The organism is Spirulina subsalsa CS-330, assembly GCF_028330765.1.
GTDB classification, from domain to species: domain Bacteria; phylum Cyanobacteriota; class Cyanobacteriia; order Cyanobacteriales; family Spirulinaceae; genus Spirulina; species Spirulina subsalsa_A.
In genome coordinates this window covers 1-5218 of the sequence record NZ_JAQMTY010000071.1, presented here as the reverse complement: position 1 = coordinate 5218, position 5218 = coordinate 1, and the positions used below count along the sequence as shown (strand labels likewise).

At 56.9% G+C, this 5218-nt stretch carries 4 protein-coding genes; 1 reads left to right on the top strand and 3 read right to left on the bottom strand.

The genetic code is table 11. The features are described 5' to 3' along the window. Nucleotides 1–288 precede the first annotated feature (288 nt). Nucleotides 289–1923: an ABC transporter permease gene (locus tag PN477_RS04755; protein ID WP_417158751.1), complete on the bottom strand. Its 1635-nt coding sequence runs from the start codon at nt 1921–1923 to the stop codon at nt 289–291. 286 nt (nt 1924–2209) lie between these two features. On the opposite strand from PN477_RS04755, the gene PN477_RS04750 reads away from it, so the two are divergent. Beyond that, a complete protein-coding gene (locus PN477_RS04750) occupies nt 2210–3301 on the top strand; it encodes an ABC transporter ATP-binding protein (protein WP_272115720.1) in 1092 nt (363 codons plus the stop codon). Between the two features lie 9 nt (nt 3302–3310). Here the strand turns inward: PN477_RS04750 and PN477_RS04745 are convergent, their stop codons facing one another. Both PN477_RS04745 and PN477_RS04740 read right to left on the bottom strand, forming a co-directional pair. Next, on the bottom strand, nt 3311–4213 hold the full coding sequence (locus tag PN477_RS04745; RefSeq protein WP_272115719.1) for an ABC transporter ATP-binding protein: 903 nt from the start codon (nt 4211–4213) through the stop codon (nt 3311–3313). 6 nt (nt 4214–4219) lie between these two features. Then, nucleotides 4220–4984, bottom strand: a complete 765-nt coding sequence (locus PN477_RS04740) for an ABC transporter ATP-binding protein (protein ID WP_272115718.1) — start codon at nt 4982–4984, stop codon at nt 4220–4222. Nucleotides 4985–5218 lie beyond the last annotated feature (234 nt).

Here is a 5218-nt window from a genome sequence, read left to right as displayed (position 1 = left end):
TTAAAGGACTCGCTGTCGCTCGATTTGTTTGTTGGTGCAAATTCATCTCGCCACTAAAAGGCACGTCCGCCGTTACCTTCGGTAACTCTACTCGGACTCGCTTTATAGTGGGAGTCTTCTTTGCACATTTAAGATAAAGGGGATTGACGGGCAAAACTGTCCTTATTTTGACCAATTTGCTAATCGCTGGCCACATTGAGAGAGCATCGTTACCCCCTACCCCTTCTCTTCGGAACAGGGAATCAATGCCCTTGCTGGGCGGTGACGTGAGGGGGCATTGGATTTCGATCAGCAGTGGCGCGATCGCGCAATCTGCACACTGAGCAAAATCACCGGAATCATCCCCACCGCCAAGATCGCCAGGGCCGGTGCAGCAGCTTCGGCCAAGCGTTCATCGGAGGCGTATTGATAGACCCGCACCGCCAAGGTATCAAAGTTAAAGGGCCGAATCACCAAGGTCGCGGGTAATTCCTTCATCACATCGACAAAAATCAGCATGGCGGCGGTGAGCAGCCCCCCTTGGAGTAACGGCACATGGACTTTCAGGAGTGTTGCCGTCGGCCCTTGGCCTAAGCTGCGGGAGGCATCATCAAGGTTGGGTTGAATTTTGCTGAGGCTGGATTCCACAGTGTTGAAGGAGACCGCGAGGAACCGCACGAGATAGGCAAAGACGAGGGCGGTGATCGTCCCACTCAGCAGCAGGCCGGTGGAGATGTTGAAGTGCGATCGCATCCAAGCATCAATCCCATTATCCAACCGCCCCAGGGGAATCAACGTCCCCACCGCAATCACCGACCCCGGAATTGCGTAGCCCATCGCCGCCAAACGCACCGACACATTCATCGCCCAATTGCCCCGCAACCGCTGACCGTAGGCCATCACCACCGCCAACGCCACCCCCAACAGCGCCGTAATCACCGCCAACACCACACTATGGCCCGCCAGCGTCCAAAAGGTTTGATCGACGGTATCCTGCCAGTGGGCGAGGGTCATCTGAATCAAGAGGGCAAAGGGCAGCCCACAGCCCAGCAGCACCGGCACAGCACAAGCGCCCAACGCCCCCCAGGCCCGCCAACCTGTGAGGTGATAGGGCTGAAAGGGTTTGGCATGGCCGGCGTTTTGGTAATATTTGGCGCGGCGACGCGACCAGCGTTCGAGGGCAATCAGGATCAAGATAAAGCCGAGGAGGACGGCGGCCAGTTGGGCGGCGGCGGTGCGTTCCCCCATGCCGAGCCAGGTGCGATAAATTCCCGTGGTGAAGGTGGTGATCCCGAAAAATTCCACGGTGCCGAAGTCGTTGAGGGTTTCCATCAGGACGAGGGCAAGGCCGGCGGCGAGGGAAGGACGGGCGAGGGGAAGGGCAACACGCCAAAACCCCCGCCACGGATTACAACCCAGGGAGCGACTGGCTTCGAGGGTGCAGGTGCATTGTTCTAAAAAGGCGACACGGGCGAGGAGGTAAACGTAGGGATACAGCACGAGGACGAGGAGAGCGATCGCCCCTCCCATGGACCGCACATCGGGAAACCAATAGTCCTGAATCCTTTGCCAGCCGAAGGTTTGCCGTAATGCGGTTTGGATGGGCCCGTAATATTCCAGCAGTTCGGTATAGAGATAGGCCAGCAGATAGGCCGGAGCCGCCAGGGGCAAGAGCAAGAGCCATTCCAGCCAGCGGCTCCCCGGAAAGCGGCACATGGTCACGAGCCACGCCGCCCCGGTTCCCACGATCAGCACCCCCAACCCCACCCCCACCATCAGCACGAGGGAGTTGATAATATAATCCTGCAAAACTGTGGCAACAAGGTGCTGCCAGATCTCACCGGAGTCGCTGAAAATGCTGCTGATCACCGCCAGAATCGGGATCGAAATCAGGAGAGCGATCGCCGCCACGAGTAACGTCCAGCCACTGGTTAAGGTAGCGATCGGGAGATGAGCAACAGCATCCTGAAAGGCTTTCTGGGTGCGACGAGGAAAGGACAAACTAGACAAGGCGCGGACAACTCCAATGACTTAAGGGAACTTAATGAAAATTACTCGCAATAATTGCTCTAAAATCATAGTACAATCCTTCAACCGAGACCAGAGTTTTTGGAATTCCTTAACTCCCCCATCTCAATCCCTCCCCTGTATTCCGTCTAGATGGCTCACCCTGAATGCTGCCACCCAACGGTGCTAGGGTACAATTCACCTTTGATCTACGCCTTTTGTGATGTCTGACCCGTCGATTACCCTTGCTGTTGAGAAACTTGCTAAACACTTTGCCAATACTCGCCAAGCGGCGGTGTCTGAGGTGTCATTCCACCTGCGCCAAGGGGATATTTTGACGTTGCTCGGGCCGTCAGGCTGCGGTAAAACCACGTTATTGCGCTTGATTGCCGGGTTTGAAGAGCCGGATTATGGCACGGTGATGATTGATGGGCGTTATGTGGTGGGAGACGGGCGAGAGATTCCGCCGGAGAAGCGTGGCGTGGGCATGGTGTTTCAGGATTATGCCCTGTTTCCTCATTTGACGGTGGGGGAAAATATTGCGTTTGGGCTGCAAGGGTCGGGCAAGTTGACAAAAGCCACCCAGCAGCGGATCGGGGAGGTGTTGCAGTTGGTGGGGTTGGAGGGGTTGGGGCAACGGTATCCCTATCAGTTATCGGGGGGGCAGCAGCAACGGGTGGCGTTGGCGCGGGCGTTGGCTCCCCGACCGGCGTTGGTGCTGTTGGATGAACCCTTGAGTAATTTAGATGTGCAGGTACGATCGCACCTCCGCCAAGAACTGCGCCACATCCTCAAAGCGGCGGGCACATCGGCGATTTTCGTCACCCATGACCAAGAGGAAGCCCTCGCCATTTCCGATGCCGTGGGGGTGATGCAGCAGGGTCAGTTAGAACAGATCGACAGGCCAGAAACGGTGTATTACCGACCGCGATCGCGCTTTGTGGCGGAATTTGTCACCCAAGCGAATTTTCTCCCCGCCCAGCGCCGCGCCGACGGTTGGGAGACCGAAGTGGGACGGTTTGAGATCGCCACTGAACTAGAGGGCGATCGCGCCGAATTAATGATCCGCCAAGAGCAAATTCGCATCGCCCACGACCCCAACGGCATCGGGGTAGTTGGCGATCGGCAATTTTTGGGGCGCGAACAATCCTATCGTGTCGAACTTCCCTCCGGTCAGCGCCTCAATGTGCGCACCATGGCCCGCATTCCCTTCACCGTAGGCGATCGCGTCTCCCTCACCATCGACCCCTTCGCCCTCCAACTCTTCCCCGCTCTCTCTCGCACCGTTGAATTGAGTGAGGACAGGCATCGATGATCTGAACGGTTACGCTTCCGGGGAAGGCTTAACCCATTCCTGATAGAGGTGTTCTAGCCCGATCGCTTCGCGGTGGAGACCTTCGAGGGCAAGGCCGGAAAAGCGATCGCACAATGTGGAGAAATCCGGATCATCAGGAAGCCACACCAGAAACTCGCGGGGGGTTTCGTGGTAGTGATAGCCGAGGGTTTGGCAATAGTGGGCGGCGGCGGCGCGATCGCTGGGGTAGAGACGGACAATGGTTTGCGCCCCGCTGCGTTGGCGCAACTCGTCTAGAGTTCCCGACGTGACTAACCGCCCCTGCTGGAGAATGCCAACGCGATCGCAATAGCGTTCCGCCTCATGGAGGAGATGGGTTGTGAGGAGAATCGTCATCCCCTCGGCTTGGAGGGTTTGCACCGTTGCCCAGAGGCGTTGACGGGCGGCGAAATCGAGGCCCACCGTGGGTTCATCAAGGATTAACAATTGCGGGCGATGGATGAGGGCGATCGCTAAATTGAGCCGCTGTTTCATCCCGCCACTGAGACCCTGCACCGGCTGGGTCGCCACCTCCGTCAACCCCACCAATTCTAGACAGGTTGCCACCCGTTGCCGTCGTTGCGATCGCCCCAAACCATAGAGCCGCCCGAAAAACTGTAAATGCTCCCGACCGGACAGCGACGGATAGAGCAACTGACCCTGGGGCGCAACACCGATCACCCGGCGGGCAACCTGGGCAATGGGTTGACCTTGCCATTCAATTCGCCCCTGTTCCGGGACGAGCAGATGGCAGATTAGATTAATTAAGGTGGTTTTCCCTGCTCCATTCGGCCCCAGCAGGCCGTAGATTTCCCCTGGTTTGAGGGTGAGGGTGACGGCATCCACCGCAAGGCGATCGCCGTAGCGTTTCGTCACCTCGGTTAAGGTCAACATCAGGGCTTAATTGTGGCTGGGAGCGTCGCGCAACAACACACCATCTTCAAGGTAGGAGATGCGATCGGCAACATCGGTAATCCGAGGATCGTGGGTGACCATCACCACCGTTGCGCCTTCGTCTTTGGCCAGGCGGCGCAGGATGTCGATCACGGCATGACCGCTTTTGGAATCGAGGGAGGCGGTAGGTTCGTCTGCCATGATCAAACAGGGATGGCCAACGAGCGATCGCGCGATCGCCACCCGTTGCTGTTGTCCACCGGAGAGATCGCGGGGGAAACTGTGAATCTTATGGCCGAGGCCAACTTTATCGAGGAGTTCGGCGGCTTCGGCGTGCCGCGCTTTACTGTTGGGTTGCGTGCCTTTCATTTTCAGGGCGAGTTCCACATTTTCCACGGCGGTTAGGGCCGGAAAAAGGTTAAACCCTTGGAAAATGAAACCAATTTGGTGCAGGCGAAATTGTGACAACTGCGATCGCGTCATCTTCGTGATGTCATGACCCAACAGCATCACTTGTCCGGCGGTCGGGGTCAGCAGTCCAGCAAGAATCGTGAGGAGGGTGGTTTTGCCTGACCCCGATGGCCCCATCAGGAGTTGAATATCACCCCGTTTGACGGTGATATCAATGCCATTCAACACCTGAACATGCTGGGAACCACTCTGGAAAATCATCTCGATGCCCTTGCAGGCGATCGCTTCTTCGGTGGGAAGCTGCGTGCAAAGGGGAGTGTGAATCGAGGAGCGCTGCAATTTTAAACGAGACGTGACCATGCCAAGGGCGTGTTAAACGTAGGTTAATGCCATTATCTTAACGGCAGCCCGTAGAATCGCGGTATCGAGTAGGTCACTTTTTCGGTTGCCATACTCATCGAAAATTTGGGTAGAAACCCCGTCCTTCTAGGACGGCTTGATGTTAGTATAATCCTTGGTCAACGACCCACCCGAGACGATGGATCAGACAGCCTACACGAGCGAAGTCCAGTTGTACTGGCGGCGCAGCAAAAT

Excerpts from the sequence above, each read along its gene's own strand:
- PN477_RS04745 (WP_272115719.1), bottom strand. The coding sequence starts at position 4,213 with ATGTTGACCTTAACCGAGGTGACGAAACGCTACGGCGATCGCCTTGCG.
- PN477_RS04750 (WP_272115720.1), top strand. The coding sequence starts at position 2,210 with ATGTCTGACCCGTCGATTACCCTTGCTGTTGAGAAACTTGCTAAACAC.
- PN477_RS04740 (WP_272115718.1), bottom strand. The coding sequence starts at position 4,984 with ATGGTCACGTCTCGTTTAAAATTGCAGCGCTCCTCGATTCACACTCCC.